Below are 24649 nucleotides of genomic sequence, written 5' to 3'. Positions count from 1 at the left end.
ATGTGCCTCTTTACTACATTGTGCTCGTAATAGACTCCCTGATGTTTTAAAACGTATTCATGCTACATTACGCTGTGGGGGTGTTTGTTATATGTCATTTAAATACGGCACAATAGACCGAGTAAAAGATGGTAGAGCATTTACCGATTTAGATGAAGAACAAGCTAAAGAATTACTAGATCAGTTGGATAGGGTTACTGTATTAAAACAATGGATTACTGTAGATAAGCGTCCTGATCGTAATGAGGAGTGGCTCAATCTGCTTTGGAAAAAACATGCTTAATTTTATTACCACTGCACAAGAACAACTCAAATTTCTAAAGAATATTCAGCTGATTTTACAGTCAGTGTAGAGTGAAGAAAAAAATTTAATATAAGGCTTATATTTACATTCTTAATTGAAAAAAATATGATCAAAGTTCAGACAGAGGATTTTGATATTTAATAAATATAAAAATACCTCTTAGTGCCAACTTTGTCATGGATAAAACTTAATGCAATTAAATAACAATGGTTCTAGGGTCTGTTGAGAATTACCGAGAGTTAATTAAACTCGCGCACAATTGAATCATGGCTTCAAAACTCGTATCTGTTTTACAACTACGCATCGCTATACGTTTAAATTCTTTTAACTTACAGAAATAGTTTTCAATGAGATGACGCCATTTATACATAATCGTATCAAATGCTCTCATTACTTTTCGATTAGATTTAGGTGGGATCACCACTTTCACTTTACGTTCATTGAGTTCTTGGATGAGCCAATCTGCATCAAATGCTTTATCCGCTAGTAATGCTTGATAATCAACATCTTCGATTAAAGGTTTGGTTTCTACTAAATCGTGATATTGACCAGGCATTAATCGAAACTTAATGAGGTTACCTAGACTATCCACTAAGGCAAGAATTTTACAGGTCATTCCACCTCGAGATTTACCTATAGACTGTTTGAAAGTCCCCCTTTTGCACCTTGGCCATGTCGATGAACTTTAACAATCGTTCCATCAATCATGGCGTATTCCAAATCAACATCTTCATTTACAGATGCAAAAATAGTTTCAAATACACCAGCTTTCACCCAATCACGGTATCTTTTAAAGACGGTATTCCATTTACCAAAATGAGCAGGTAGATCACGCCATGGACTGCCTGTACGGGCAATCCATAGGACTGCTTCTAAAAATAATCGATTATCTTTTCCACTACGACCTCGATCGGTCACTTTACCTAGGCAAAAAGGTTCCATTTTTGCCCATTGGGCATCAGTAAGTATGTATCTATCCATAGTACTATTATAAATTAATCAGTACCCTTTGTTAATTCTCAACAAGCCCTAGGAATTGATGTACGGACTGTTGGAGATATGGGAGCCTTACCTGACACCCTTCCTATGTTCTTGATCCCGAATATCCCTCTAAATCTTGAGACATTGATGATCATTTTGCCGTATTCGGTTGCCCTAGCAGCCGTGGGTTTGCTTGAATCTATGATGACAGCAACTATTGTCGATGAAATGACAGATACGCCAAGTGATAAATATCAGGAATGTAAAGGACAAGGTATTGCAAATATTGCTTCTGGCTTCATGGGCGGTATGGCAGGTTGTGCCATGATCGGTCAATCTATGATTAACGTGAAGTCAGGTGGTCTCACACGATTATCGACTTTTTCTGCGGGTATTTTCCTCTTAATCTTAGTGGTCTTTATTAGTGACTGGCTGAAAGTCATTCCAATGGCAGCCTTGGTTGCTGTGATGATCATGGTTTCAATCAGTACTTTTGAATGGAGTTCTGTCACCCAATTAAAAGACAATCCAAAAAGTAGTAATGTTGTGATGATTGCGACTGTGATCGTTGTAGTAGCAACTCATAATCTGGCATTAGGCGTTTTAACAGGTGTAATGCTTTCAGCTTTATTCTTGGCCAATAAACTAGAAAATGATATTCAGGTCAGTACTTCTTTTGATGGGACAGCTCGTCTATATGATTTGAGAGGTCAGATCTTCTTTAGTTCTTCTGAAAAATTTATGCAGGGTTTTGACTTTAAAGAAGATGTGAAAGACGTAATTATTGATTTAACTCACTCACATATTTGGGATGTAACATCAGTCGCTATGCTTGATTCCGTGGTCAACAAGTTCCAAAAGAATGGTGCGAATGTCACAGTACGTGGTCTAAATGAAGCCAGTTCGATTATGATTGATAAGTATGGAGTCCATTCGAGGATTTAATTTCAGGCAAATACTAAATTCATTTTATGACCAATGACACTTTGAGAAATCACAGTGTCATTTTTTATAATTAATTTTATTCGATATGAAAATATGGAATTGCATATATATGTTTATTCGTATATAAACATATTCAAAGATTCGATTGAGTTTGAGCAAATGACTGCTACTCCAAAAGTTAAGATTTATCATAACCCTGAATGTGGTACATCACGTAATACATTGGCATTAATTCGTAATGCCAATGTTGAACCTGAAGTGATTGAGTACCTTGTAACACCTCCATCTAAAAATGAACTGATTCAAATGATCGCGGATGCAGGTTTAACGGTGAGAGAAGCGATTCGTAAGAATGTTGATCCTTATCGTGATCTCGAGTTGGGCCGTGAGGACTGGATGGATGAACAGCTTTTAGATTTTATGCTGCAGCATCCAATTTTGATTAACCGTCCATTTGTAGTGACTGAGTTAGGAACTCGTTTAAGTCGTCCGTCAGAATTGGTTTTAGAAATTCTGCCACTCCCACAAAAGGGTGCTTTCACTAAAGAAGATGGTGAACAAGTACTGGATGCAAATGGGCAGCGATTGAAATAAAAATTTCATGGATATATGTGAATATTGATATATCCATATATTTGAGTGAGTAAAAAATATGGATCAAATCAATTTCTTTAAATGTTTGGCTGATGAAACGCGATTCAACATCGTCATGTTGGTTCTTGGAAATAATGAACAATGTGTTTGTGATTTGACTGAAAAATTAGAGTTGAGCCAACCCAAGATTTCACGGCATTTAGCCTTATTACGCTCTTCTGGTCTTTTACAAGATCGACGTCAAGGGCAATGGGTCTATTACAGTCTCAATCCCAATTTACCCACTTGGTGCGTAGACGTACTTAACACCCTTAAAAATGCTGATTTACAGCCAAAAGTTGCTCCATCATTTCAACAAATCAATAGTTATTGCGAGTAGAACAAAATGAAATTCCTTTTTTTATGTACTGGAAATAGTTGCCGTAGCATCCTGTCAGAAGTGCTGTTTAATAGTCGTGCCCCAGAGGGTTGGAAAGCATACAGTGCAGGTAGTAAGCCATCAGGGCAAGTACATCCATTGACCATAGAAACATTAGAAAATTTAGGTCTTTCAACAGATGGTTTGTGGAGTAAAACCATTGATGATTGCGAACAATATCAACCTGACGTAGTGATTACGGTTTGTGATTCGGCAGCGCAAGAAGCGTGTCCACTGTATTTAGGTGGAGCAATCAAGGCACATTGGGGCTTGGCTGACCCTTCGCATTTAGACTTGCCGAAAGAAGAGAAGCTCAAAGCATTCCAAGTGACTGTAGACCATATTAATCGTCGTTTAGATGCATTGTTGGCACTCGATACAGCGCACATGTCTCGTCCTGAATTGATTGCTGCAATCAATCACATCTCAGATATTGAATGAGAACATCATGGCTCAACAAAGATTATCTTTTTTAGATCGTAATCTCACGCTATGGATTTTCATTGCGATGGGGTTGGGAATAGCGATAGGCGTGTTCTTTCCGCAAGCCTCTGTCGCTTTGGATAAAATGAGTGTGGATTCAGTCAATATTCCTATTGCGATAGGTTTGATTTTGATGATGTATCCACCATTAGCCAAAGTGGACTATGCGACGTTGCCGCAAGTATTTAAGGATAAGAAAACACTGACTTTATCCTTAGTACAAAACTGGCTGATCGCTCCCGTGCTGATGTTTGCATTGGCAATCATATTTTTGCAGAGTTATCCTGAATACATGACAGGCTTAATCCTGATCGGTTTAGCTCGCTGTATTGCGATGGTCTTGGTATGGAATGGTTTGGCTTGCGGAGATAACCAATATGTTGCTGCATTGGTTGCTTTTAACAGTATCTTCCAGATTTTATTTTTCAGTACCTATGCTTGGTTGTTCTTGACCTTCTTACCACCTTATTTTGGTGTTGCAGGGCAAGTGATCAATGTGGATTTCTGGACGATTACTCATGCGGTATTAGTATATTTGGGTATTCCGTTTTTCCTTGGCTTTATAACACGATTCACTTTAGTGAAAGCTAAAGGTCTGGATTGGTATCAAAATGTCTTCTTACCTAAGATCAGTCCACTGAGTTTGTTGGCTTTATTGTTCACGATTGTGGCGATGTTTAGTCTCAAAGGGAACGATGTGGTGAGCTTGCCATTCGATGTCTTGCGTATTGCCATTCCATTGACGATTTACTTTATCGTGATGTTCTTCATCAGCTTCTTTATGAGTAAGTGGATGGGGAATGACTATCCTAAAACTACAGCTATTTCTTTTACTGCTGCGGGAAATAACTTTGAATTGGCACTTGCTGTAGCGATTGCAACTTTTGGTTTAGCTTCACCTGTGGCGTTTACTACTGTAATTGGTCCACTGGTTGAAGTACCAGTGTTGATTGCTTTAGTCAGTGTGTCTTTGTGGCTCAGAAAAAAGTTTTTTTAAAGCAGAGGTGTAATTTCTATGACTCTTCCAAATGTAGATATGAATCTTCTCGATCAACCTACCTTAGAAAAAGTACAAGCTAAAGTACTAGATCATCCACCACGTATATTGCTGCTGTATGGTTCTAACCGTGAGCGTTCATACAGCCGTTTGGCCGTAATGGAAGCAGGACGTATCTTGGAGCAGTTTGGTGCCGAAGTAAAAATCTTTCATCCTAAAGGGTTGCCTTTACCTGAAGATGCGGACACTGAACATCCAAAGGTTAAAGAGTTACATGACCTACTCGCTTGGGCAGAAGGAATGGTGTGGTGCTCACCTGAACGTCACGGCTCAATGAGTTCAATTTTCAAATCGCAAATTGATTGGATTCCATTGGCAGGTGGTGCGATTCGCGCAACACAAGGCAAGACTTTGGCATTGATGCAGGTCAGTGGCGGTTCACAGTCCTTTAACAGCTTAAACCAGATGCGTATTTTAGGTCGTTGGATGCGTATGATCACTATTCCGAACCAATCCTCTATTCCAAAAGCTTTTTTAGAGTTTGAAGAAGATGGACGGATGAAACCTTCATCCTTCTATGATCGAATTGTCGATGTCATGGAAGAACTATATAAGTTCACCTTGCTCACTCGTGGGCAAAGTCAGTACCTAACAAATCGTTATTCAGAACGAAAAGAGTCGGCAGAAGAATTATCTAAGCGTGTCAATCAACGTAGCTTATAAACTTTAGGTGATCAGAAATGCAAAAGAGACATTCTAAATTAGTGGTCTTAGGTTCAGGACCTGCGGGTTATAGTGCCGCTGTATATGTAGCACGCGCAAACTTAAAACCCACATTGATTGCAGGTATACAACTTGGTGGTCAACTAACAACGACCACTGAGGTAGATAACTGGCCAGGTGACCCTGAAGGTTTAACTGGTCCTGCACTTATGAAACGAATGCAAGCCCATGCTGAACGCTTTGGCACAGAGATTGTGTATGACCACATCAATGAAGTTGATTTAAGCGTCCGTCCATTTGTGCTTAAAGGCGACATGGAAGAATTCACCTGTGATGCACTGATTATTGCAACAGGTGCGACAGCACAATATTTGGGTCTTGAATCAGAAGCTAAATTCATGGGTCAAGGTGTCAGTGCTTGTGTGAACCGTACCGGGTTTGTCGGAGACTTTTTTATTTAAGTTAAGCCACCTGACCTAACGGGTTAATCTTATCATAGTACATTGCTTCAAACTCAAAAGGCGATACATAACCCAGTGCACTGTGTACACGCTTTTTATTGAACCAATCTACCCAGTTTAGTGTCGCAAGTTGTACATCTGCTAAACCTTGCCAATCTGCTTTTAGATATTCAATCACCTCTGTTTTGTATAAGCCATTCACCGTTTCAGCCAAAGCATTATCGTATGAATCACCAGTCGTACCGACTGATGCTCGTAAATTTGCTGCTTCTAAACGATTGGTATAGCGAATGGAAAGATCTTGCACACCTCTATCGGAATGATGAATCACATTCTTTGGCATACCTCGATCATGCAATGCTTGTTCTAATGCATCAAGCACCATATCTGTATTCATCCGTGTAGATACTTTCCATCCAACAATTGCTCGTAAGAACACATCAATCATAAATGCGGTATAGACCCAACCTGAATGGGTTTGAATATACGTGAAGTCAGCGACCTGAGAAGCACTGCTTCGCAAGGGTCAGGATGATCAGCATTAAAATTACGTTTCACTAAATCATCTGCTCGTTTTTGGTCATCTCGGTTACGAGTAGTTTGTTTATTCTTACCACGCCAAACACCTTGTATACCTAGCTTCTGCATCAATCGAGCAACTGTACAACGTGCAATAACATAGCCTTCACGTTTCAGTTGTTGCCAGATCTTACGCACACCATATCGACCTGAACTTTCTTTCCAAATTCGTTTAATTTGTTCAGCATGATACTCATCATGTAGATCTCGTTTCGCTCGATATTCTCTTGCGAAGCAATGCTTCTCATCAACGAGATCTAAAGTTCGGTAATAGGTTGAAGCTGCGATCGGTAAAATCCTACAAATCGCATCAACACCATATCGATCTTTATTGTTATGGATAAAATCCACCATTATTTGTGTGGGCGGTCGAGCTCCGCCTGGGCGAAAAAAGCGGCTGCTTTACGTAGAATTTCATTGGCACGCTTTAATTCTTTAATTTCACGTTCCATTTGCTTCATTTTTTCTTGATCAGATATCTGTTGTACTTTAATAGGATTTTGCTGATCTGAATACTTTTGATGCCAGGCACGAAGTGTTTCAGGAGTACAACCCTTGCGCAGTATACTGCTCAGGGAGCAATAGCGGTGATCGCAGCCCAATTCGATGGATAATCTTTTTCAGATTCAATCAATAATTGAACCGCTCTTTCTCTGATTTCAGGGGTATATTTTAATTTTGTCATCGGGATAGTCTCTCAGAATATTGACTCTCCGACAAACCCGGTACGGTTCAAGTTTTTGATCGCCAATTTCCCCGTGGCGACCACCGAAACGGTCGGTAAGTTCGGCAGTGGTATCAAGGGCTATGATCGGCTACAAATTGTCTATAAAGCCTTTATTTGCTTAAGCTTGGAAATGGAGGTTGATTTTGATGATGAGAAATGCCTGAATACATTTATTCAATCCATGTCTAAGGCCTTCAAGTACATAAACTTTAACGAGTTCTATGTCGAAAGGTTTTTGGGTGGTTATGATGATGCAGTAGTCAAGAATGTGGTGGGATATGTGGAGTCGATTAGTCCAATTTCTCGGTCAAAGCCAAAGGCCTTTTCGGCATTAACCAAGAGTCTGCTTAAGCACAATTTTGTGGTGGGTAATCATAACTTTTGCCTCATTTGTGATGGATTGATCTATCTTGATTCTACTGAATCGGATCATCGGATTGCCAAAGCCGTAGGTGGGCAAGGTGTTCTAGAGAATGGTCTGCTGGTTCATCCCATCTGTAATAGAATGAAATCAGATCTGAGTCTGGAAGAGATTAGAGCGGATTTGTTTGGTGAATTACTGTATTAATCAACAGAGCGATGAGCTCATTTTTGCAGATGTATCAATGATTAATCACATGATTTAACTTTTGATACATTCAGCCAATGTGGTTATTTTTAATTCAGTCTAGAATCACAACCAGAAACTAGCTGTAGTTTCTGAATGACCGTCAAGGTCCTTAGTTTCGCCCATAGATTCCCTCTGTGGGCTTTTTTTTGATCAAAAATTGTATAGATGCTCTAAAATAAACCTTTTAGCATTTCATAAGCAATTAGGATTAAGGCTGAGACCATCAGCACAACAAAAATAAGTTCCACTCTAGTTAACATATTAATTCCTTTTACTTTTCACTTAATTTATATAGTAGTTAAGTCGCAGCATCAATGACATAACATGACATGGAAAATAATTAAAAAGACAGAATTTGGATTTTTATCAGATCTACTGTTTGCATGCTTCAACAGTAGCTTTGAATGTTTCACTTAAACTTTAAACTTTTTTTAAAATTGAATATTTTTACATCTAGGTTCTAAACTTTGATAGAATTTATTAAAACTTTAGATTCTAAGTGTAAATAATGAGAAGCGCTAATATTCGACGTGATGGCTACTTAAAATTTCTGAATACATGGCAAGACCGTGATGTCATTAAAGTACTTTCAGGTGTGCGTCGCTCTGGAAAATCCACCTTATTGGCGATGTTTCAACAAGACCTAAAAGCACAGGGTGTACAAGCCGAAAACATCATTGCTATCAATTTCGAATTTATGGAATTTGAAGAACTCACAGATTACCGTAAACTACATGATTATGTACTGTCTAAAGTTGATAAAAGCAAAAAAAACTATGTTTTTTTAGATGAAATACAACATGTTACTAATTTTGAAAAAGTAGTCGACTCTTTATATGTTCGAGATTATATCGATTTATATATTACAGGCTCAAATGCATTCTTTCTGAGTGGAGAACTTGCGACTTTACTCACAGGACGCTATATAGAGCAACATGTTTTACCCCTTTCATTCCAAGAGTTTAAACAGTGGCATATTGAAAATAATCCGATCATCCAACAATTATCCAATCGTGATTTGTATGCCATGTACACGCACAGTAGTTTCCCCTATACGCTTGCCATGACTAGTCAGCAGGAAACCTATGATTACTTGCAAGCGGTCTATGCCAGTGTAATGTTTAAAGATGTTATTCCTCGTTTGAATACTGCTGATATTAACTCTCTCGAGCGTGTCGCAAGATATTTGGCAAGCGTGACAGGCTCACCTATTTCCATCAATAAAATTAAAAATACCTTTGTTTCAAGTGGGGTTAAGATTTCATTTGAAACAGTAAAACGCTATATTCAGGGCTTACAGGACAGTTTGTTATTTTATAGTGCCGCACAATTTAAAGTACGCGGGCGTGAGTTATTACAATCCTCTGAAAAATACTATTTAGTTGATGTCGGATTGCGCCGGATTATGTTGCCTGATGCTAATGCTGATCAAGGTCATATCTTAGAAAATGTGATTTATCTTGAGCTTGTCAGACGAGGTTATACGGTCTATGTAGGGCGGGTTGATGAATATGAAATTGATTTTGTTGCTGTCGATACTTTACAGAATTTAACTTATTATCAGGTGGCATTAGAAACGCTCAATGAGGAGACACTCAGCCGAGAGTTACGTCCATTACAGAAAATTTCTGATTCGTATCCCAAGTATTTGCTTACCTTAGACACGATAGGGACTGAAGCGAATTATAATGGTATTGTAAAAATGAGTGCTCTCGATTGGTTGCTATCTGAAAATAAGTAAAGTTGAGGGTAGACATGGATACTGTTCCTTAAAATGTATTCAAACATACTCAAGGACTAATTCGCACTCTGTTAATGTCTTGTTGCCAAGCGTGTAACTAGAGCCTGAGTCGGTCAGTTCTGACTTGTAGCGGTCAGTCCGTTCTTGCAATATACGCTTTACAGTTTTGTAAGGCGTATAACGACTTATCTCATTGTCGTTTAATTTTGCAAGCACGTTTCTCGCAGCATTCCAATCAGCTTGCACAACTTCCCCATTGAAACGGTGAAAACGATCTCCCTTACGTGTACCTATTAAAAGGCCATGCAAGAAAGAATCACTTTGCGAAGTATATGCAGAATTGACTAGATGCACCGTAGAACCTCTACGGTGAGATATAGAAGTTAGGGCATTAGCTAACAAACCTTTAGCCCATGTATTTAAGCGTCTATTGGTGTTTTTGCCATAGTTGCGTTTACTTTGAATTGGGGATGTTAAATCTTCCGCAACAATCACTTTGGCTTTATCAACCAACTTGTGAGTTGCTGTAAATATTAATGTTTTGAGCTTTGCTTTTTGAGTATCTTGTCGCTTATCTAGTTTTTTTCGACCTAGATTATTTAACTCAATTTTCTGTTTCTTGTGCGGTTTGGCTTTAGAAATCGCTCTGAGCTTATTTCTACGTTTGTACTTTTGATTTAGGTAGTCTGATTCACTTGAGATCAATTTACCTAAACCATTGCCATATACTTCACCATCAGAATCCACAAAGGCTTCTGAATAACCTTTATCAACACCTACGGTTTCCTGACCACAATCCTGTGTTTCAACTGCATCATAAGTTGAGTGAACTTCAACATTACCGTTTTTTAGAATGATTCTGTGTGCCTTGTGGCGCAAAATCAACAGTGGTGTTTAGTGGAATTTTAATGGTTTGTCGAGGGACTAGACTCGGCACTTTAAGCCAACATTGACCATTTAACTCAAAAGTTTTACACATATCCGCACGAACAATAATTTGATTATGTGTGTGATTAACACCATGCTTAAAGTGATTACGCATTTGACGATGGAGGAAATTATCAGTCATCCATTCATCTTTTTTAAGCAAGGTGTATAGTCTTTTTTGTTCATTATTACAGGAGGTGCGTTTTCGGATCGCCTGCTTTACTTTGTCTTTTGATGCTTCTCGATAGGCTTTAATATCACCTATGCAATCACGTAGCGTTTCTTTCCACGCATTTGCAGAAACACCAAAGTCACGACTTTCTTTCATCCACGCATCACGAATAGCTCTGTCACTGATATTCAAACCTGAAATAGCACCATATTTAGCCCACACCTCGCTACGAATACGACCAAGTAAAACAGCTTGTTTCTCAAGCTGTTTGTACTTTTGCACATTCAAGTTTTTACAGTGATGAATGCGTGTTAATTTCACAAAGTCATGCCTAGGTTAAGGGATTGGATAATCAATAGATATGGATGCTAATATACCAAGACAGTTTTTGCCTCGACGTATTTCAATGCTTCTAAGCCATGTATATGTTGCCACTTTGATAGCATTTCTTGTACTAGTAGAGCCACCGTATGTATTGAGCTTAGACATAAGTTCTCTTTTTTCAGATTCAGTCAAGGGTCTGGCATGAGTTACTTCTGGCTGCTTTATGTAGCTTCTAAGGATGTAGGTAGGGTCAATAGAAATACGTTTTGTGATAATGGCATATTCCATGACTTCACCTATTATTTGCCTAACAAAAATTCCCTTAACTTCCCCTGTACCTCTTCCTGATTTTTTGATTCTTGCCATAGTGCTATCAAGAACATTTTTAATATCAATCGAGTCGATCTCATGAATAGGTTTATTACCGATAAGAGGATAAACATCCTTCTCAAAATAACTGCTGCGGCGTTGTTCCCATTCCTTTGATTGTTGAGTTTTTCGAGAATTCATAAATTCGTTGGCGACTAAAAGGAATGTACCATTATTTGCTTTGATTGCTTCAAGGCGTTCTTTTTTCTGGTGGCTTATTGGGTCTACTCCTTTAGCGAGTTGTTCTCGATATTCCATTGTTTTCAAGCGAGCGTATGCTAAAGTAATTTCGGGATATTGACCGATTGTGAGCATTTTGGCTTTAGTAAGAAATCGGTAGCGATAACGCCAGAATTTGCTACCAGACGGGCGGATTTCTATACAGAGTCCTGAGTGATCAGCCACGCGGTATAATTCTTCACGTGGCTTTAAGCTTTTGATTTTAAGATCGTTTAGCATGTGATGTGAGTAACGGTATTTTAGAAAGTGCTTACTCACAATCTTACTCACAAAAATTGGTAATTGCATGTATCACATTGTTATGGAAAGTTAGAATAAAAATATATTTAAATCAATTGGATAGGTTGTAATGTAATTTGTATTTAGTGAAGGTTAGATTATTAATTGGCATGATGTAAGGCATTACATCTCGTCTAAATTAAAAAAGTCCGTATCCAATGCTAGTCAGTTTAATTGACTGGCATCTATATTTGATTAGAAAAAATGCAGTGATATCTCCATTTGGTGATGTAGAATCTTAAATACAGATGATAAATTGAATTTTTTCTAAATTTAGATGATCGGGGAGTTATATGAGATATCTTTCAAGGGTTTTAGTTGTATTGGTGGGGATTGCTTTAACAGCCTGTCAAGCAACATTAGGTGTTCATGAGCGGAAAGCTCCTACAATATCGCAATCACTTAATTTGAATATTACTAAAGAACAGCCTTTAGAAATCTATTTTCAAAAATTATCCAGTCACAGTTATGTAAATGCTGACATTAGAGCATGGGAAGCCACACAATTATTTTCTTCAGTCAAACGTACAAACTTAGATCAGCCATCTACTCATGGATACTTTTTAAGAGTGGCTTGTCAACAAGATCGTTGGAGTGAGGATTCTGGATTTCTTACAGGTTTTTTATGGTTAATCACCGCAGGAACATTCCCTGCAAATGATGAAACTTCGGAAGAAAGCTGTAAGCTCACGATGTATGAAAATGGGATGCAGATTGCATCAACAACTGCTTATTTGGATTATCGAATCGTGAGCAATGGTTGGCTCGTTATACCGTATCTTTTTGCAAGTAAAAGTATGAATGAAACCCATGCGCAGACCTCAGCTAATATCCGGGTCCGTAAAGTAATGTCTGTTTTAACGCAGGGAGCTCCATAATGTCTCGTCATTTGATGATAATGATCATATTTATGGGACTTGTGGGATGTACAAGTAATACATCTCCGCCTCCCATTCCTCAATTTACTTTACAAAATAAGCAAAAAGATGTAGATGGCTATTATAAATACGCAACGTATTGGTTTAGGGGGCAACTCAAAGATGGTATTCCCCATGGTAAAGGAAGCTGTCGTACGCTCTATTTAACAGAATTGGGTAAATCTGAATGGATCAATAGTTCTTGTGAATTTAAAGCTGGTCAACGTGTAGATGACTGGCATAAGCAACGTCTAGAGCGCAGCTTAGCGTTGACGAATGCAGAGCGACAAAATGAGTTACGTGTAGAAAGTGAAAGAAAAGCACGTGAAATACAACAGCGACGCGAAGCAGCGGCTGAAAGACAAGCAAATCAACAGATGTGGGCAAATGCTGCACTTCATGGTTTAAATACTTTGAATAGTACAATGCAACAAGCTGAAAATGACCGTATTCGTTTTAATGCTCGTATCTCTAAGACGATAAGTAATGCTCAGCAACAACGACAGCATATGGAGCAAGTAAATCAAACAAGGAGTACTTCGTCTAATGCATTTTCTTCACAAAAAAGTAGCAGTATTGATAAATCAAAAGAAGGTGTGAAAAAAGATGAACAAGAGCTTTTGAAGAAACAAGAACAACAGCGCAAACAAGAGGCTGAACAGAAACAGCAGGCTTTAGTCAAAAAACAGGAGGAAGAAAAACGCCAAAAAGAGCTTGAGCGTAAAAAACAGGAAGACTTAAGATTAGCCGCAGAAGCTCAGAAAAAACAGCAGGCGGAAAATTATAATCGTGCTATTCGAGCAGGAACACGAGTTGGGGCAATCAGTTGTCACGGTGGAAAAAGTACACGTATTGTAGGAGTACTTGGCAAAGCACAACGCCCTAAACATGTCTATAATGCTTGTAGGTTACAGGAAGTACGCTATCGTTGTCCTTCCGAGTCAAATTGGCGACATACCTCTAGGTCTGATTGGTTATTGAACAATGCCTGTATCGGCGTAGGGGATGATGTGACTGTCAATGTCAGTTGTCCAGCTGAGCAATTGATTGTTCAGGCAACACGCTTTAGTTGTGATGTAAAATAATTATACTAATTTTCACCTAAACCAGAATATCTACAAATGATAAATCATGGTTTTAATTTTGTTTTAAATGACATTTTATGTCAGATTCTTCCTCTCTCATCAGCCACCTTATTATTATCTAGATAGTATGGTGGCTTTATTTATTGGATTTTTATTTTAAACACTCTTAGAGTTGTGTTGTATATTCCACATTTTTTTGACTTTCCACCGGCTTTGTTGCACAAACCTATCTGTAAAGGCTTTTTCAGCGATATAATTTTCAAATGAAGAAGCCTACACACAAAATCTATCGCACAACCATTTGGCCCGCATATAACCGAGCACTCATGAGTCGCGGAAATATTGCCATTTGGTTTGATCCTGCTACGCAATGGTATGCTCCATCAAAAGGCAAACAAGGGCGAAATCAAACCTACTCCGACGCAGCTATCCAATGCTGCTTAATGATTAAATCCTTATTCCGTTTATCTTTACGTATGGTCACTGGCTTTGTGCAAAGTCTGATTAAACTTTGTGGATTAAATTGGACCGCACCAGATTACAGTACGCTTTGCAGAAGACAAAAACATATTGATATTGCGATTAATTATCAAAAACGCAGTGGTGGGCTTAACTTGCTGGTAGACTCTACCGGTCTAAAGTTTTTAGGTGAAGGTGAATGGAAAAGGAAGAAACATGGACCTGAATATCGTCGCCAATGGCGTAAACTTCATATTGGTATAGATGCCAAAACCCTTCAAATACGCGCCATTCAACTCACTACAAATAATGTGAGTGATTCACAAGTGCTTGGTGATTTACTCGATCAGATTCGACAAGATGAGCAGATTAACTCTGTTTATACCGATGGAGCTTATGACACCAAGCAATGCCGTCAGATCATTGCAGATCGGCAAGCGCATGCGGTGATTCCACCTAGAAAAAATGCGAAACCATGGAAAGATACAAAGAGTAGCTCGCTAGCGCGAAATGAATTACTTCGAACAGTTAAACGTTTAGGCAGGACATTATGGAAAAAATGGTCCGGCTATCATTGCCGAAGTTTGGTCGAAACTAAGATGCATTGCATCAAATTATTGGGGGATAAACTCAGTGCAAGAAAATTTGATGCCAAGTCAATGAAATTCATGCACGTGTAGCAGTCCTCAACAGATTTACGGAATTAGGTCGACCACTTACCCAAGTTACGCCTTAAATTTGGCTCAATTAGGGGGATTTGTATTTCAAATCTTTGTGCAACAAAGCCATTTCTACGGATTACCTAAAAATATTGATGACTTGATTCAATTGTTAGGGCAGAAGTTAAAAATATTTAATTTAGAAGTCTATCAACAACAACTGGCTGATCAAATCCTTTATTTATCAGAGTTTGGTAATAAGATATCAAATCAGTTACGAAAAATTGTATCTCAGATTGATTCCAATTCATTACATGAAAGTGAACTTGGAGAGTATGCTGATCTATTAAAAAAATTATCACATTTAAAAGATCTAACTGAGGATTTTGAAAGAGTTAAATCCGCCAGTATTAGATTGAGTAAAACAAATGCTTTGATTGTTAGTAAAGACATTCTTGAAATTCCGTACGCTGAAGAAATTGAGGATCCTGTATTACGTAATACATTGCTAGAGGCTTGGGAATGGAAACGTCTTGAGATTTTTGTAATGGCCATTAGTAATACAGGTCAAATTGAAAATTTGTATGAGCGCCGTCGTATTCACGAGAAGAATCTATCACAAAATTATGCTCAATTGGCAGCAAACAAGACATGGCTGGCATTAAAGGAAAATGCCTCGGATAAAATTTTAGTTGCATTACAGCGTTATAAAATTGCTGTACAACACTATGGAAAAGGGACAGGTAAGAATGCTCCACGTTATAGAAAAGATGCTCAAGTAGCCCTTAAAGAGGCAACAGCAGCTATTCCTTGCTGGGTCATGTCACATCTTCAGGTATCTGAATCTATGCCTGCTGAATTAGGCCTCTTTGACTTAGTGATTGTGGATGAGGCATCACAATCATCAATTGACGTATTACCTGTTTTAATGCGTGCTAAAAAATTATTAGTAGTGGGGGATAATAAACAAGTTTCTCCGAGTAATGTCGGTCTAGCAAGTGCTCAAATTGATGTATTAAGAAATCGTTATCTACATGGTCAGCCACATGCTGCATATTTAACACCAGATATGTCTTTATACGACATGGCTTCTTCTATCTATGAGTCAAGTGTGATGCTTCTAGAGCATTTCCGCTGTCATCCTGCGATCATTAGTTACAGCAATAAAAACTTTTATGGTAACCGTATTAAGCCAATGCGATTATCGAAGAAATCTGAGCAGTTAAGTCCAGCTTTAGTAGCAATTTATACACCGCAGGGGTATAGAGAATCTAAAAATAGCAAACATATTAATCGAATAGAAGCGAAAGCAATTATTGAGGAAATGAAACTTCTTCTTAAAGATGAACGATATACGAATAGATCAATTGGCGTGATCTCGTTGCTAGGTCCAGCACAGGCTGAGTTCATTCAATCAGAAGCTTTGAATGAGTTTGGCGCAGGAACTCTTACTAAGGTTCAATTTGCTTGTGGAGATGCTTCAGCATTTCAGGGTGCAGAAAGAGATATTATTTTCTTATCTATGGTAGCAGATCCTGAGAATTGTCATGCTTTGAGTCGATCTGATCATGAACAGAGATTTAACGTGGCTGCAAGTCGTGCTCGTGAAAGGATGTATCTTGTCCACTCCGTGAATCGTGATCATATATCTCCAAAAGATCTAAGGCTGAATTTACTCAATCATTTTTATGATTTGCAAGAAGATCAAAAAGCATCATTTGAAGCAAAATTAGACCTGTGTGAATCGGAGTTTGAAAAATCTGTATTTACGACACTCCATGAAATGGGTTACACAGTTACTCCACAGGTTAAGGTTGGTAGCTATCGAATCGATTTAGTCGTTGAGTCAGATGGTGATCAGCGTTTGGCTGTTGAATGTGATGGTGATAGCTATCATGGGCCAGAACAATGGCATGATGACATGATTCGTCAACGTGCTTTAGAACGTGCAGGATGGACATTCTGGAGATGCTTTGCATCAAGCTGGGAAATTGAAAGATTTAACATGATTCAATCATTACAAGCAAAATTAAATTCTATGGGGATTACAGCTACACATGGTATGAGTAGTTTAGTTAATGATGTTGAACATAAAGAATGGCTAGATGACGAATCTGAAATGCGTGGGAAAAGTGATATCGAAAAAGATTTGTTAATTGTTTAATTGTGCTAGCTTCTATTTAAATGGATTCGCTAGCGGATACTTACGGAACTAAAGATTACAGTAGTAATCTTTTGTTCCTAACATTTTACTCGGGTAAAAATAGGTTAAACATTTTTATTGTCATCAACCTATATAAGAAACCAGTTTTGATTTCAACTTCCACCACTTTTAACTTCGGTTATTTATGGGAGGATTACCAGTAGGTTTGATTTCGCCCTTGCTTGCCTTTTGATGGAGCGTAGCAGGATCAAACCAAATAGCAATATTTCCGCGACTCATGAGTGCTCGATTATATGCGGGCCAATTGGTTGTGCGGTAGATTTTGTGTGTAGGCTTCTTCATTTGAAAATTATATCGCTGAAAAAGCCTTTACAGATAGGTTTGTGCAACAAAGCCTCTGATAATTAATAAAGCGCCATTTGGCGCTTTATTCATCCTGGCCCTTCAATATTGCAAAATGCGATAATTGGTTTATACTTGATTTATAGCAAAATGCGATAAAATGTTATGCATGTGATCACCCACGCTAGAATTATAGAAGCAATACAAAAGTGGCCACAGGCTGAAACGGCATTAGATGGTTGGTATCGAACCATAAAGGCAAACGATCCGAAAGATTTTGCTGAGATGAAACAGCTCTTTCCAGCTGTCGATAAAGTTGGAAAGTTCCATGTATTCGATATTGGCGGGAACAAGATCCGACTTATTGCCGTCGTGATGTATCAGGCAAAACGTGTGTATATTCGTCATGTCTTGTCTCATAAAGAATATGACAAAGGTCATTGGAAGGAAGGTTAGTATGAACGCGATGATTAAACAGGCCGTAGACCACTGGCACTACGTTGCACCATTGCTCAGCAAGCCAGAAAATGAAGACGACTTTCATACACTTGTTGAAGCTTTAGATGAACTTTTAGATACCGTTGGTGATGATGAGTCTAATCCTTTAATGGGGCTTATTCATCAGCTTGGTGATTTGGTTTCTGATTATGAAAATGAGCATCTTCCTATGCCTAAAGGGGATGGTCGTGCTGCTTTGGCTTTTTTGATGGAGCAACATGGTTTAGGTCAGTCTGACTTAGCAGAAGTTGCAACCCAATCTGTGATTTCTGAGATTTTAAGTGGTAAACGCCAACTGAATATTCGTCATATTAAGGCATTGTCTGAGCGGTTTAATGTATCGGCAGATACGTTTTTCTAAAAGATAGGGCACCGTGAGCCGCTCTATTAGTAATCAATTTGAATTTCTTGTTAGTCTTGATATTTCAATTTGGCTTTGTTGCACAAACTGAACCGTACCGGGTTTGTCGGAGAGTCAATATTCTGAGAGACTATTCCGATGAAAAAACCAAACTATACCCCCGAAATGGCTTTGTTGCACAAAGATTTGAAATGCAAAGCGCCCCTAATTGAGCCAAATTTAAGGCGTAACTTGGGTAAGTGGGCGACCTAATTCCGTAAATCTGTTAAGGACTGCTACACGTGCATGGATCTCATTCACTTGGCTATCAAAACTCCTTGCACTGAGTTTATCTCCTAATAATTTGATGCAATGCATCTTAGTTTCAACCAAACTTCGCCGATGATAGCCTGACCATTTTTTCCATAGTATCCTACCTAAACGTTTAATTGCTCGAAGTAATTCATTTCGCTCTAGCGAGCTACTCTTTGTATCTTTCCATGGTTTCGCATTTTTTCTAGGTGGAATCACCGCATGCGCTTGCCGATCTGCAATGACCTGACGGCATTGCTTGGTGTCATAAGCTTCATCGGTATAAACAGAGTTAATCTGCTCATCTTGTGGAATCTGATTAAGTAAATCACCAAGCACCTGTGAATCACTGACATTATTGGTTGTAAGCTGAACTGCTCGTATTTGTAGGGTTTTAGCATCTATACCAACATGAAGTTTACGCCATTGGCGACGATATTCAGGTCCATGTTTCTTGCGTTTCCATTCGCCCTCACCTAGAAACTTCATGCCTGTAGAGTCCATGAGTAGATGCAGCCCATCACTACTTTTTTGGTAGCTGATTACAATATCAATATGCTTTTGTCTTCTACAAAGCGTGGTGTAATCTGGAGCTATCCAATTTAATCCGCAAAGTTTAATCAGACTTTGCACAAAGCCAGTGACCATACGTAAAGACAGACGGAATAAGGATTTAATCATTAAGCAGCATTGGATGGCTGCGTCGGAGTAGGTTTGATTTCGCCCTTGTTTGCCTTTTGATGGCGCATACCATTGCGTAGCAGGATCAAACCAAATGGCAATATTTCCGCGACTCATGAGTGCTCGGTTATATGCGGGCCAATTGGTTGTGCGGTAGATTTTGTGTGCAGGCTTCTTCATTTGAAAATTATATCGCTGAAAAACCCTTTACAGATAGGTTTGTGCAACAAAGCCAGTGGTTGGCTGAAGGTAATGAGCATCCATTAATTCAGAGTTCAGTATTTCATTATGAATTTGAGTTTATACATCCATTTGCTGATGGCAATGGGCGGATGGGGCGTTTATGGCAAACTTTAATCTTAAGCCAGTGGAATCCTATTTTTCTCAACATCCCTGTAGAAAGCTTGATTTATCAAAACCAAAAAGCTTATTACGATGCATTGCAAGCGAGCACAGATCGTTCAGATTCTGCACCTTTTATTGAGTTTATTTTGCAGATGATTCTAGATGCAATACTTAGTTCTGATGCCAGCGATCAAGATACCGCTCAAGCTAGCGTACAAGTTAGCGATCAAGTTAAACGTCTCATCCAGAATATGGAGCAGAAAGAATATAGCTTAACTGAGCTTATGGCTCTATTGGACTTGTCCCATCGAGCCACATTCCAAAAAAATTATTTAACTCCAGCATTACAAGCAGGTGTGATTGAACGTACCCTTCCTGATAAGCCTAAGAGTCCTAAGCAAAAGTACAAATTAAAAAATTGAACTATACTGAGTTTGATGTGATTATTAATATCATAATGAGTTAATTGTAATGTTATAACATTACATTTATTTTTAGGTGTAATTTTCTGCTATAATGCCGTACGTCACTTCAAATCCTGAATTCGGATTTGAACAAGATTTTAAAGTGATTCAATGCACTAAATCTAATTTAGGTCAAAATTGGGTCAATGAATTTTTTTATTCAATAAAATATATTTAGAATGAATGGGTTAGGATTTGAGCTCGATTGACGCCACCTTTTCACTTCGATTATTTATGTGAATTTCGATTCATTTATCTATTCGTTTTACCCATTCGAGCAAGTAAAATAACGGGAATTAAGCCGACTAATACAATGAGTAGAGCGGCTATTGCACCATCTTCATAGGCTCCTCTTGATGCTTCTGCATAGAGTTGAGTCGCGAGTGTTTCCATATTAATCGGTCTAAGTAGAAGTGTTGCAGGTAACTCTTTCATCGCATCTACGAAGACTAATAAGGCAGCAGAGAGGATGGCCGGAGCCAATAAAGGGAAATGAACGCGCCACAAAATGCCTCGTTTATTTTGTCCTAAATTACGAGCAGCATCATCAAGTACTCCATGAATACGATTATACCCAGACTCTATACTACCAATTGAAATAGCCAAAAAACGAACCGTGTAGGCGTAAATTAAGATGCCACTCGTGCCCAATAATAGTAAACCCGTCGATATACCAAGCTTGAATTCGAGAAAATCTGCGATTGCATGATCAATAGCGCCTAAGGACAGCATCAGACCAATTGCGAGTACTGTTCCTGGAATTGCATAACCGAGGCTAGCAATACGGCTAAACCATATATTTTGGCTAAATCGTGCTGAGCTGACGATCAAAAAGCCGATGAGGATCGTAAAGAAGGTTGCTACACTCGCTAGGCTCAGTGTATTTACCGAAGCTTCTAATAGGGAATCCGAGAAGCCCGCATATTGTATGCGCTTATAAGACTCTACAATTAAATGGCAAAATGGAATAACGAATCCAATGACTACGGGAATCATTCCAAGTCCAAATAATAGTAGAGCTTTACGGCCAGTAATATGTCGGGCAGGCATGAGTCGACTACGTTGAGCTGAGTTCATATAACGCTGTTTCTGACGTCCTAACCTTTCTATTAAAACTAAGAAGGTAATGAACATCAGCATGAAAATAGCAATTTGTGCGGCACTAGCAAGATCAGACTGATTTATCCATGTTGAATAAATGGATAATGTGAGCGTGTTAATACCAAGAAATTCAGTTGCACCAATATCATTAATTGTTTCCATTAATACCAAGCTTGTACCTACAGCAATTGCTGGTCGAGCAAGGGGGATGGCAACTTTTAATAAGACCTTATTAGGATTAAGACCTAGACTTCGAGCGACCTCGATTAGACTAGCCGATTGCATTAAAAACATGGCACGAGTGCTTAAATACACATACGGATAAAGTACGAAGCTTAGTAAAAAAATGCCTCCCCAAACTGATCGAATGTTTGGGAACCATAATTGTTGCATATCTAAGCCGAGACCATCCCTTAACAGACTTTGAACCGGTCCGATAGGGTGGAGAATGTCGATATAGCTATAAGCGATAATATAAGTCGGTACTGCAAGTGGTAAAAGCAACGCCCAATCGAGAATTGAACGTCCACGAAATTGATAGGCTGTAACAATCCAGGCACTGCCTGTGCCAATCAATATCGTTAGAAAACCTACCCCAAAAAGAAGCATAAACGTATCGATTAAGGTCGCTGGAATTACAAAGCGAATCAGATGATCCCAAATCTCATTATTGCCCTGTAAGGCTGTCCAAACCAATGCGAAAACAGGTAAACAGGCGAGAAGCGTCAATAGTCCACTGAGCGATATTAAAGAACGAAATGCAGATTTTGTTTTTGACATTAAAGTGTATAGGTCTGATGCAATATTAAATTGAAATTAGGACTTACAGGAAGGAGAAAGCCTCCCTGTAAGTTTATCGGAAATTAACGATTAAACTGGACTTTATCCACCAGCATATTGGCTGTTTTGCGGTGTCGAGCAATATCACTTAAGCGTATAGAATCCACTTGTAGTTTGCCAAAGCTTGCAATAATCGGGTCAACTCTAACCCCAGGTTTAACTGGATACTCAAATCCACTTTTTGCATAGATGGCTTGAGCATGATCCGAGGCTAAGAACTCTAATAGTTGAACTGCTTCTTTGCGATTAGGTGCATATTTAGAAACAACGGCACCTGAAACATTCACATGCGTACCGCTATTTTTAAATTTCGGTAGGACAACGTTAATCGCATTACCCCAACGTTGTTGCTCTGGGTCGCCTTTACGCATATTGCCGACATAATAGGTATTTGCTACACCAATATCACAAATCTTGCCAAGAATATCTCGAGCAACATCACGATCCCCACCACTTGCAGGACGAGCTAAGTTGGCTTTGATACCACGTAGCCATTTTTCAGCCTCTTTTTCACCATAATGCGCGATATAGGCTGCAATTAGACCAGTGTTATAAGGATGGTTGCCAGAGCGGATACAGATTTTACCGTTCCACTTAGGATGAGCTAAATCTTCATATGAGATTGCAGTCAAAGGCGCACGATCTTTAGACACGTATACTGCACGTGCACGCATGGATAATGCATACCAATGTCCATTTGCTGCGCGTAAATTTGCCGGTATTGAGGAGTTAAGGACTTTAGAATCAACACTTTGTGTTAAACCATTTGAAACCAAATCTACCAGATTACCGAAGTCGACTGTAAGCATCACATCTGCAGGGGAGCGTCGACCTTCAACTTTAACACGTTCAAGTAAACCATCTTTGATAAAAACCGTATTGACCTTTACCCCAGTTTTTTGGGTAAATTCTTTTAAGAGCGGTTGAATCAGTGCAGGTTCACGCGTGGTATAAAGGTTGACTTCAGCTGCATTCACCCAGCTTCCACACAACGCAGTCAAGCCAGTCAAAATGAGAGGAATTTTTGAAATTGATTTCATGACTTATTTCCTAGTTAATTCAAATTTAAATAGAGTATTCAAGCTGTACAAAACTTTTATTCACATCTAACTCATCTTCAGATTCGAAGAAATAACAAGCAGACAGGTTTACCGAGATATATACCTGATCATTTGCTGAATATTCGTATTGATCATCGACATGGGCAAAAATAATCATCGATTCAGAGATGATTTCTAAGCGCAACTGATAGGCTTGACCTAAATAACTAGATGAGATGACTCGAGCAGCAACTGCTCCTATAACAGGTTGATGATGGACCTGAACCTGTTTAGGACGGAAACAACATGAAATTGATTTTTCTTTGCCAGTTAAATGTTTTGGTAAAGGATGACGCCCAAAGAGCGTTTGAATTTGTTGATTTTCGTAATATGCTAGGGTCTCATTCAATACCGAGAAATATCGTGCAGCAAATAGTGTAGATGGCTGCAAATAAAGTTGTTTAGGTGATCCAATTTGAATGATTTTTCCCTGATGCATCAAGATAATTTGATCTGCAATCTGTAATGCTTCTTCAGGATCATGTGTGACGATCACGGTGGTAGTCTGGGTATTTTTTAAAAGCTGGATGGTATTTTGTCGGATTTGATCACGTAGGCGATGATCCAAATTGGAAAATGGTTCATCCATAAGAAGTACATGCGGCTTTGGAGCTAAAGCACGTGCTAATGCAACACGCTGTTGTTCACCGCCTGATAAGGTGTGTGGATAACTACGCATATGATGGTGCATTGAAACATGTTTTAAAGCTTGTTCTGCCATTTCTTGTTGCTGGCCTTTAGGAAATTTTTTTAACCCAAACATCACATTTTCGAGCACGCTTAAATGGGGGAACAGGGCATAATCCTGAAATACTAGACCAATATTTCGAGATTCTGCTGGAATCTGTTGCTCTTCATTCCATAAAATATTTTGTTCAAGTTGAATCGAGCCATTTGTCGGTGTTTCTAATCCAGCAATTAAACGTAGCATTGTCGTTTTACCACAACCTGAATGTCCAAGTAAGCAGATGATCTGCCCTTGATCCGCAGACCATGTTGCCTGACTGACAGCAAAGCGTTGGCCAAATTTTTTGCTTAGACCTTTAATTGTTAAAATACTGGCAGAAGATCCTGCATACATGTTCATACTGAGCTCGAAGTATTAATTCTTATCTAAATGATAACTGATAATTGTTTTGAATATCATTGAATGTTTGTAGACCCATTTAAAAATTTACGCAATTTTTACGACCAAATGAAATAAATGTAACTAATATTTTTATTGTCAAAAGTGTTACGGGTATGGCACTTGACGCTTTTGGCAACTATCTTTAACTTGAAAAAATCTAATTTGGAATATGTAACTGATGGCATCTCCACGCGTTGGTATAAATTTCAATAGATTTAAGATCTCCAAGAGAGAGGCGTTAATAACATCTGTGGTTACATTTTTTAGCGTTTTCCTCGCTAAGATGTGTGATCATTACTTCGGTGTGGATGATTATTCCCTAATTTTTCTTACAGCTGT

At 38.7% G+C, this 24649-nt stretch carries 17 protein-coding genes, 10 pseudogenes and 1 other annotated feature; of the genes and pseudogenes, 17 read left to right on the top strand and 10 right to left on the bottom strand.

The window, feature by feature from the left end:
• Nucleotides 1-283: pseudogene (locus CL42_RS11445) on the top strand (SAM-dependent methyltransferase); the annotation flags it as partial.
• A 250-nt stretch (nt 284-533) separates the two neighbouring features.
• Here the strand turns inward: CL42_RS11445 and CL42_RS16720 are convergent.
• Nucleotides 534-1285, bottom strand: a protein-coding gene (locus tag CL42_RS16720; protein WP_155756982.1) for an IS5 family transposase whose coding sequence is annotated in 2 segments (ribosomal slippage) — nt 534-949 and nt 949-1285 — 753 coding nt in all. Because the reading frame shifts where the segments join, the coding sequence is not laid out codon by codon here.
• A gap of 48 nt (nt 1286-1333) precedes the next feature.
• Between CL42_RS16720 and CL42_RS11430 the strand changes: the two are divergent.
• The 7 genes and pseudogenes from CL42_RS11430 to CL42_RS11400 form a co-directional block, all read left to right on the top strand.
• Nucleotides 1334-2230: pseudogene (locus CL42_RS11430) on the top strand (SulP family inorganic anion transporter); the annotation flags it as partial.
• A gap of 159 nt (nt 2231-2389) precedes the next feature.
• The gene (gene arsC / locus CL42_RS11425; RefSeq protein ID WP_035268431.1) at nt 2390-2824 is read left to right on the top strand and encodes an arsenate reductase (glutaredoxin); all 435 of its coding nucleotides are present in this window, start codon (nt 2390-2392) and stop codon (nt 2822-2824) included.
• A 58-nt stretch (nt 2825-2882) separates the two neighbouring features.
• Nucleotides 2883-3203: a metalloregulator ArsR/SmtB family transcription factor gene (locus CL42_RS11420; RefSeq protein WP_035268429.1), complete on the top strand. Its 321-nt coding sequence runs from the start codon at nt 2883-2885 to the stop codon at nt 3201-3203.
• Nucleotides 3204-3209: 6 nt separating this feature from the next.
• The gene (locus CL42_RS11415; RefSeq protein ID WP_010326176.1) at nt 3210-3683 is read left to right on the top strand and encodes an arsenate reductase ArsC; all 474 of its coding nucleotides are present in this window, start codon (nt 3210-3212) and stop codon (nt 3681-3683) included.
• 7 nt (nt 3684-3690) lie between these two features.
• Complete coding sequence (gene arsB / locus CL42_RS11410; RefSeq protein ID WP_035268423.1) at nt 3691-4722, top strand: ACR3 family arsenite efflux transporter; 1032 nt, start codon at nt 3691-3693, stop codon at nt 4720-4722.
• A gap of 18 nt (nt 4723-4740) precedes the next feature.
• Entirely contained in the window at nt 4741-5445 is a 705-nt protein-coding gene (gene arsH / locus CL42_RS11405; RefSeq protein WP_035268421.1) for an arsenical resistance protein ArsH, read from the top strand.
• Between the two features lie 17 nt (nt 5446-5462).
• A pseudogene (locus CL42_RS11400) lies at nt 5463-5885 on the top strand (FAD-dependent oxidoreductase); the annotation flags it as partial.
• 22 nt (nt 5886-5907) lie between these two features.
• Here CL42_RS11400 and CL42_RS16715 read toward each other — a convergent pair.
• Nucleotides 5908-7170, bottom strand: a pseudogene (locus tag CL42_RS16715) (IS3 family transposase).
• Nucleotides 6765-6881: a sequence feature (AL1L pseudoknot), on the bottom strand. (Overlaps the previous pseudogene by 117 nt.)
• A gap of 49 nt (nt 7171-7219) precedes the next feature.
• Here CL42_RS16715 and CL42_RS11380 point away from each other — a divergent pair.
• Together CL42_RS11380 and CL42_RS11375 are read left to right on the top strand one after the other, a co-directional pair.
• Nucleotides 7220-7780 (top strand): annotated as a pseudogene (locus tag CL42_RS11380) (HNH endonuclease signature motif containing protein); the annotation flags it as partial.
• Nucleotides 7781-8330: 550 nt separating this feature from the next.
• On the top strand, nt 8331-9563 hold the full coding sequence (locus CL42_RS11375) for an ATP-binding protein (protein WP_005021600.1): 1233 nt from the start codon (nt 8331-8333) through the stop codon (nt 9561-9563).
• 39 nt (nt 9564-9602) lie between these two features.
• On the opposite strand, the gene CL42_RS17550 is transcribed toward CL42_RS11375, so the two are convergent.
• From CL42_RS17550 to CL42_RS11365, 3 genes and pseudogenes are all read right to left on the bottom strand, one after another.
• Nucleotides 9603-10442, bottom strand: a complete 840-nt coding sequence (locus CL42_RS17550; RefSeq protein ID WP_228133274.1) for an IS200/IS605 family accessory protein TnpB-related protein — start codon at nt 10440-10442, stop codon at nt 9603-9605.
• The gene (locus CL42_RS17545) at nt 10402-10983 is read right to left on the bottom strand and encodes a hypothetical protein (protein ID WP_228133273.1); all 582 of its coding nucleotides are present in this window, start codon (nt 10981-10983) and stop codon (nt 10402-10404) included. Before CL42_RS17545 ends, CL42_RS17550 begins: the two co-directional genes overlap by 41 nt.
• A gap of 66 nt (nt 10984-11049) precedes the next feature.
• Nucleotides 11050-11814: pseudogene (locus tag CL42_RS11365) on the bottom strand (tyrosine-type recombinase/integrase); the annotation flags it as partial.
• Between the two features lie 353 nt (nt 11815-12167).
• Between CL42_RS11365 and CL42_RS11360 the strand changes: the two are divergent.
• The 4 genes and pseudogenes from CL42_RS11360 to CL42_RS11345 all read left to right on the top strand — a co-directional run.
• Nucleotides 12168-12752, top strand: coding sequence for a hypothetical protein (locus CL42_RS11360; protein WP_143047385.1), 585 nt, complete (start codon nt 12168-12170; stop codon nt 12750-12752).
• The gene (locus CL42_RS16540; protein WP_051586599.1) at nt 12752-13876 is read left to right on the top strand and encodes a hypothetical protein; all 1125 of its coding nucleotides are present in this window, start codon (nt 12752-12754) and stop codon (nt 13874-13876) included. Before CL42_RS11360 ends, CL42_RS16540 begins: the two co-directional genes overlap by 1 nt.
• Nucleotides 13877-14139: 263 nt before the next feature.
• Nucleotides 14140-15071: pseudogene (locus CL42_RS11350) on the top strand (IS5 family transposase).
• A 53-nt stretch (nt 15072-15124) separates the two neighbouring features.
• Nucleotides 15125-17158 (top strand): annotated as a pseudogene (locus CL42_RS11345) (AAA domain-containing protein); the annotation flags it as partial.
• A gap of 199 nt (nt 17159-17357) precedes the next feature.
• Here the strand turns inward: CL42_RS11345 and CL42_RS17040 are convergent.
• Nucleotides 17358-17500: pseudogene (locus CL42_RS17040) on the bottom strand (IS5/IS1182 family transposase); the annotation flags it as partial.
• A gap of 165 nt (nt 17501-17665) precedes the next feature.
• Between CL42_RS17040 and CL42_RS11340 the strand changes: the two are divergent.
• A complete protein-coding gene (locus CL42_RS11340) occupies nt 17666-17956 on the top strand; it encodes a type II toxin-antitoxin system HigB family toxin (protein WP_035268404.1) in 291 nt (96 codons plus the stop codon).
• A gap of 1 nt (nt 17957) precedes the next feature.
• A complete protein-coding gene (locus tag CL42_RS11335; RefSeq protein WP_035268402.1) occupies nt 17958-18359 on the top strand; it encodes a helix-turn-helix domain-containing protein in 402 nt (133 codons plus the stop codon).
• Between the two features lie 219 nt (nt 18360-18578).
• Here the strand turns inward: CL42_RS11335 and CL42_RS11330 are convergent, their stop codons facing one another.
• A complete protein-coding gene (locus CL42_RS11330) occupies nt 18579-19511 on the bottom strand; it encodes an IS5-like element ISAba12 family transposase (RefSeq protein ID WP_051586598.1) in 933 nt (310 codons plus the stop codon).
• Between the two features lie 53 nt (nt 19512-19564).
• On the opposite strand from CL42_RS11330, the pseudogene CL42_RS11325 reads away from it, so the two are divergent.
• A pseudogene (locus tag CL42_RS11325) lies at nt 19565-20098 on the top strand (Fic family protein); the annotation flags it as partial.
• 294 nt (nt 20099-20392) lie between these two features.
• On the opposite strand, the gene CL42_RS11320 reads toward CL42_RS11325, so the two are convergent.
• The 3 genes from CL42_RS11320 to CL42_RS11310 form a co-directional block, all read right to left on the bottom strand.
• Nucleotides 20393-22021, bottom strand: a complete 1629-nt coding sequence (locus CL42_RS11320) for an ABC transporter permease (protein WP_035268400.1) — start codon at nt 22019-22021, stop codon at nt 20393-20395.
• A gap of 83 nt (nt 22022-22104) precedes the next feature.
• The gene (locus CL42_RS11315) at nt 22105-23121 is read right to left on the bottom strand and encodes an extracellular solute-binding protein (protein ID WP_035268396.1); all 1017 of its coding nucleotides are present in this window, start codon (nt 23119-23121) and stop codon (nt 22105-22107) included.
• A 25-nt stretch (nt 23122-23146) separates the two neighbouring features.
• A complete protein-coding gene (locus CL42_RS11310; RefSeq protein ID WP_035268393.1) occupies nt 23147-24268 on the bottom strand; it encodes an ABC transporter ATP-binding protein in 1122 nt (373 codons plus the stop codon).
• Nucleotides 24269-24649 lie beyond the last annotated feature (381 nt).

The organism is Acinetobacter sp. Ver3, assembly GCF_000632455.1.
In the GTDB taxonomy this organism is placed as follows: Bacteria; Pseudomonadota; Gammaproteobacteria; order Pseudomonadales; family Moraxellaceae; genus Acinetobacter.
This window is presented reverse-complemented; position numbering and strand designations above follow the sequence as displayed.

Excerpts from the sequence above, each read along its gene's own strand:
- arsC (WP_035268431.1), top strand. The coding sequence starts at position 2,390 with ATGACTGCTACTCCAAAAGTTAAGATTTATCATAACCCTGAATGTGGT.
- CL42_RS11420 (WP_035268429.1), top strand. The coding sequence starts at position 2,883 with ATGGATCAAATCAATTTCTTTAAATGTTTGGCTGATGAAACGCGATTC.
- CL42_RS11415 (WP_010326176.1), top strand. The coding sequence starts at position 3,210 with ATGAAATTCCTTTTTTTATGTACTGGAAATAGTTGCCGTAGCATCCTG.
- arsB (WP_035268423.1), top strand. The coding sequence starts at position 3,691 with ATGGCTCAACAAAGATTATCTTTTTTAGATCGTAATCTCACGCTATGG.
- arsH (WP_035268421.1), top strand. The coding sequence starts at position 4,741 with ATGACTCTTCCAAATGTAGATATGAATCTTCTCGATCAACCTACCTTA.
- CL42_RS11375 (WP_005021600.1), top strand. The coding sequence starts at position 8,331 with ATGAGAAGCGCTAATATTCGACGTGATGGCTACTTAAAATTTCTGAAT.
- CL42_RS11360 (WP_143047385.1), top strand. The coding sequence starts at position 12,168 with ATGAGATATCTTTCAAGGGTTTTAGTTGTATTGGTGGGGATTGCTTTA.
- CL42_RS16540 (WP_051586599.1), top strand. The coding sequence starts at position 12,752 with ATGTCTCGTCATTTGATGATAATGATCATATTTATGGGACTTGTGGGA.
- CL42_RS11340 (WP_035268404.1), top strand. The coding sequence starts at position 17,666 with ATGCATGTGATCACCCACGCTAGAATTATAGAAGCAATACAAAAGTGG.
- CL42_RS11335 (WP_035268402.1), top strand. The coding sequence starts at position 17,958 with ATGAACGCGATGATTAAACAGGCCGTAGACCACTGGCACTACGTTGCA.
- CL42_RS11330 (WP_051586598.1), bottom strand. The coding sequence starts at position 19,511 with ATGAAGAAGCCTGCACACAAAATCTACCGCACAACCAATTGGCCCGCA.
- CL42_RS11320 (WP_035268400.1), bottom strand. The coding sequence starts at position 22,021 with ATGTCAAAAACAAAATCTGCATTTCGTTCTTTAATATCGCTCAGTGGA.
- CL42_RS11315 (WP_035268396.1), bottom strand. The coding sequence starts at position 23,121 with ATGAAATCAATTTCAAAAATTCCTCTCATTTTGACTGGCTTGACTGCG.
- CL42_RS11310 (WP_035268393.1), bottom strand. The coding sequence starts at position 24,268 with ATGAACATGTATGCAGGATCTTCTGCCAGTATTTTAACAATTAAAGGT.